The 4,432-nt window shown below is 58.8% G+C and carries 6 protein-coding genes and 1 pseudogene; 4 read left to right on the top strand and 3 right to left on the bottom strand.

The annotated features are described in order from the left end of the window. On the top strand, positions 1-417 hold a 417-nt coding region (locus R6T97_RS03045; RefSeq protein ID WP_410347836.1), incomplete at its 5' end, for a mechanosensitive ion channel family protein. Between the two features lie 46 nt (positions 418-463). Here the strand turns inward: R6T97_RS03045 and R6T97_RS03040 are convergent. Then, positions 464-955, bottom strand: a complete 492-nt coding sequence (locus R6T97_RS03040) for a peroxiredoxin (protein ID WP_410347835.1) — start codon at positions 953-955, stop codon at positions 464-466. 92 nt (positions 956-1,047) lie between these two features. Here R6T97_RS03040 and R6T97_RS03035 point away from each other — a divergent pair, with 92 nt between their 5' ends. From R6T97_RS03035 to R6T97_RS03025, 3 genes are read left to right on the top strand one after another with little or no spacing between them, the layout of a single operon-like run. After that, positions 1,048-2,262: an NAD(P)/FAD-dependent oxidoreductase gene (locus tag R6T97_RS03035; RefSeq protein WP_410347834.1), complete on the top strand. Its 1,215-nt coding sequence runs from the start codon at positions 1,048-1,050 to the stop codon at positions 2,260-2,262. Continuing rightward, positions 2,259-2,816, top strand: a complete 558-nt coding sequence (gene rsmD, locus R6T97_RS03030; protein WP_410347833.1) for a 16S rRNA (guanine(966)-N(2))-methyltransferase RsmD — start codon at positions 2,259-2,261, stop codon at positions 2,814-2,816. The genes R6T97_RS03035 and rsmD overlap by 4 nt, the downstream gene beginning before the upstream one ends. Positions 2,817-2,852: 36 nt before the next feature. Beyond that, complete coding sequence (locus R6T97_RS03025; protein ID WP_410347832.1) at positions 2,853-3,041, top strand: hypothetical protein; 189 nt, start codon at positions 2,853-2,855, stop codon at positions 3,039-3,041. Between the two features lie 34 nt (positions 3,042-3,075). On the opposite strand, the gene R6T97_RS03020 is transcribed toward R6T97_RS03025, so the two are convergent. Then, entirely contained in the window at positions 3,076-3,933 is an 858-nt protein-coding gene (locus tag R6T97_RS03020) for a 4-(cytidine 5'-diphospho)-2-C-methyl-D-erythritol kinase (protein ID WP_410347831.1), read from the bottom strand. Continuing rightward, positions 3,920-4,129, bottom strand: a pseudogene (locus tag R6T97_RS03015) (hypothetical protein); the annotation flags it as partial. The gene R6T97_RS03020 and the pseudogene R6T97_RS03015, both read right to left, overlap by 14 nt. Positions 4,130-4,432 lie beyond the last annotated feature (303 nt).

Below are 4,432 nucleotides of genomic sequence, written 5' to 3'. Positions count from 1 at the left end.
GGCACGGTGAAGGATATCACGCTGAATTGCACAGAACTGGCTGCCATCAGCAACGTCCAGATCATCATCCCCAACAGTCAGGTTTGGGGCAATACGATCACCAACTATTCCACCTATGACACACGCCGCGCCGAATGGGTTTTTGGGGTCGGTTATGGGGCCAATCTGAAGCTGGCCGAAGATACGATCCGGACAACTATTCTGGCCGATCCACGGGCCAAGACAGACCCCGAGCCGTTCATTCAGGTCAATAACCTTGGCGATTTCTCTGTTGATTTTCTGGTGCGCGTCTGGTGCGACAGCGCTGATTATTTCGCGTTTCAGGCAGATATGAAGCGGCAGGTGAAAGAAGCGCTTGATCAGGCCGGAATCGAAATTCCGTTTCCGACGCGGACGGTCATGCAGGTACAGGGGTAAAGCAGGTCACTGCCCGGCGGAATGGCCGGGCAGTAGCAGCCAAATATCAGCCCATCGCGGCCAGCAATGTCTCGCCTGCGGAGACCTCGCAAACGCCGGGGCCTTCCTCTTCGTTGAGAATAGTGACAATGCCGTTATCAACCAGCATCGCATAACGCTTAGAACGGTTCACAAAGCCCACGGGCGCGGCGCTGAAATTCATGCCAATCGCAGTCGTAAATTCGCTTTCCGCATCTGCCAGCATGGTAATGCCAGTTTCAAGAGCACGCGTGCTTTCGCCCCATGCCTTCATCACGAAAGGGTCGTTCACGGAGACACAGATGATTTCGTCCACCCCTTTGGCTTTGAAATCGTCAAAAGTGACCATAAAACTTGGCACATGTGCAGTTGTGCATGTACCGGTAAAGGCACCCGGTAGCCCAAAGATCACGACTTTCCGGTTCTCCAACTTGTCGGCCAGCACCGTTTCCTGCGGGCCTTCCTCGCCCATTGTCAGCAATGTCGCATTTGGCAAAGTGTCGCCTGTCTTGATTGTCATATAGGTCACCCTCGTTGGCAATTGTTTCTGTGATTGCTTCACATATAGAGTGCGCGGTATCAGTCGCCAGTCTGATTGCAAAGGAAACTTTCATGACCCATGTTATCGTCGTCGGAGCAGGTCAGGCGGGTGCTTCGCTTGTCGCGAAATTGCGGGCCACGGGCTTTGAAGGCGACATCACACTGATTGGCGCCGAAAAGGTCCCCCCCTATCAGCGCCCGCCTTTGTCAAAGGCCTATTTGCTCGGCAAATTGGCGGAAGAACGGCTTTATCTGCGCCCTGCCGCGTTTTACGCAGACCACAATATCGCCCTGCGCCTGGATACACGCGTTACCGGCATTGACCGCGCCGCGCAAACCGTTGTGCTAAGCGATGGTGAAACACTGCATTATGACGAGCTGGCGCTCACCACAGGCGCGCATCCACGGACGCTACCGGCAGCGGTTGGCGGCATGCTGGACGGTGTCTTTGCGGTCCGCGACCTGAGCGATGCCGACGCAATGTCCCCTGCGTTCACGCCCGGCAAGCGTGTCTTGATCATCGGCGGTGGGTATATCGGGCTTGAAGCAGCGGCGGTGGCATCCAAATTGGGGCTGGAGGTCACACTGGTAGAGATGGCAGACCGCATCCTGCAAAGGGTTGCAGCCCCGGAAACGTCAGACTATTTCCGCGCGCTGCACCAGTCGCACGGCGTCGATATCCGCGAAGGCGTCGGGCTGGACAGGTTGCTGGGCGACGATCATGTGACCGGCGCGGTGCTGACTGACGGCACAACCTTGGACGTCGATTTTGCTGTTGTCGGCGTGGGAATTACCCCCGCGACGATCCTTGCCGAAAGTGCAGGGATTGCCGTGGATAATGGCATCACAACCGACAGCCACGGGCGCACCTCCGATCCCCACATCTGGGCGGCAGGCGATTGTGCGTCATGCCAGTTCCACGGGCAAACGATCCGGCTGGAAAGCGTCGGCAACGCGATTGACCAATCCGAGGTCGTTGCGTTGAACATTGCGGGTGGCGATACACCCTACACGCCGAAACCGTGGTTCTGGTCCGATCAATACGACTGCAAGCTGCAAATAGCCGGTCTCAACATCGGCTATACCGATGTCTACGTCCGCAAGGGCGATGCACCGGATGTGCAATCAAACTGGTACTACAATGGCGCAACCTTGCTGGCCGTTGACGCGATGAACGACCCGCGCAACTACATGATCGGCAAGCGCCTGATCGAGGCAGGGCGCAGCCCTGACCCTGCAGTCATCACGGACCCTGCCACCGATATGAAAGCCTTGCTGAAACCGTGAGGATCATCGGCGGAATCCACCGTGGCACGGCCCTTACTGCCGTTGGCAAAGGCGATGTCGGGGCGCATTTGCGCCCCACAGCCGACCGTGTGCGCGAAAGCCTGTTCAACGTGCTGCAAGGCGGGCGCTTTGGCGACCCGATCACCGGCGCGCAGGTGCTGGACCTGTTTGCCGGCACCGGTGCGCTGGGGCTTGAGGCGCTGTCGCGCGGTGCTACACATGTGACCTTTGTGGATAGCGGACGGGCTGCGCAAAAGTTGATCCGCGAGAACATTGCAAAGCTGCGCAGGCAGGATGATACTATGCTGCTCGGCGTGGATGCTATGAGGCTTCCGCAAGGAGCAGCCTGCGAACTGGTGTTCCTTGATCCTCCCTACGGGCAAAATCTTGGGCCCAAAGCACTGATCGCAGCCAAGAGCGCAGGATGGATCGCGCCTGAAGCTCTGATCGTCTGGGAAGAAAGCAGCGCACAAATCGCACCGCCGGGCTTCACCGGTCTTGACCAACGCCGCTATGGCGACACTTGGGTCAGCCTCCTGAAGGCAGAGAGTTGATTTGCGCGCTCATGCAGGTTTCGCTAGGCTTGCACCATGACCGATGCGACAGATTTCAGCAGCATCCCGCGCGTTGCAAGGCAAGAGCGGCCCAGCGTCCCTTTGCCTGCGCCCGTGCCGTTTGGTGCGCCAGTTCTGATTTCGGATTGCGTGAATCCGCTGGCTGGTGAGACACTGCTCAGCCTGCTGTGGAAGCGGATGGACAGATCAGGCGATCTTGATTGAAACATCGCGATTTTCTGACGAAAATCATAAGCTGCTACAGTAACGCTGCCGGCACGACCCACCAATCCATCTTTGCGACCTGCACGATGCGCGCCACATGCCGCGCTGTTGCCATATCCTTGACCAGCGCAAAGCATGTGGCACCAGAACCGGACATGCCCGCCAGAGATACGGCAGGCAGTGATCTCAGTTTGCCGATGGCCTCGGCAATCGCAGGTGCGATCGCTTCGGCAGGAGCCTGCAGGTCATTGCGCTGTGCCATGAGCCAACGGACGAAACCATCATAGTCCAACCCCTCTGGCAACTCTGACATGGGGTCGCCGTCTTTTGAGGCCAGCCCCTGAAAAACGGGGCCGGTCGGCACATCAACCGGTGGCCTCACCAAGACCAGCGCGCAATCGGGCAAGGGTGAAACAGGCGACAACACATCCCCGATCCCAGACATGCGCACGGGACGGGGTGCGCAGAGACAAACAGGCACATCAGCACCCAGTGCAACGACCTCGGGGGCAGTGGCGGGAAGTGGCGCCACCTGCCAAAGCTCGGCCAGCATCGCAAGCGTTGCGGCGGCATCCGACGACCCGCTGCCAATGCCTGCGGCATGGGGAAGGTGTTTTTCCAAGGTGAGTGCCGCACCCTTGGTCACGCCGCGCGCTGTGCGCAGCGCGTTGGCCGCGCGCATCATCAGGTTGGTGTGGTCAGTCGGCACGCCCATCGAAAACGGGCCGCCGACCGAGATGCGCAAATCTGGCGCAATCGTTGCACTCAGTTTGTCCACGACACCTGCAAACACCACCAGACTGTCTAGCAGATGATACCCGTCATGGCGCTGGCCGGTCACATGCAAGGTCAGGTTGACCTTGGCGGGGGCGCTGACCTTAATCGTCGCCACTGGCGATCCGAATGGGGGTCAGCCCCTCATCGACCAGAACCAGATCTAACCCACGCTGCAACTTGTCACGGATACGGAGTGCTTCATCCTCTTGAGGATCGAAGGACAGGGCGCGCTGCCATTGAAAGCGCGCCTCGATTTCGCGGCCGACGGCCCAGAGCGCGTCACCCAGATGATCGTTGATCACCGGATCGACCTGATAGACCGGCACTACGCTACGGGCCATGTCGATAAAGAAACGTGCCAAGAGTTTTGCCGGGTGTGGGATGAGTACAAGAGACGGATGGAGGATTATTAAATCAAAGCTCGGCTACCAAGTGTGGCGCGAGTTACGCAATCCTGATAGGGTTGCAGCAGCGGGGCATCGAGGGCACCTCGTCACTAAGACGTGAGCGCGGGGATCGTGTTAGCCGAGCGGTAATTCGGCCTTGTCATCGCGCAGGGTGAGCGACCTGGACCCCGCTCATAAAAAAACCGCCCCGGAGGGCGGCGGTGGGTG

Origin of the sequence: Yoonia sp., from assembly GCF_046498525.1 — a bacterium.
Lineage (GTDB): Bacteria > Pseudomonadota > Alphaproteobacteria > Rhodobacterales > Rhodobacteraceae > Yoonia.
The sequence above is the reverse complement of the archived record's forward strand: the minus strand, read 5'-3'. Positions and strand labels throughout refer to the sequence as shown.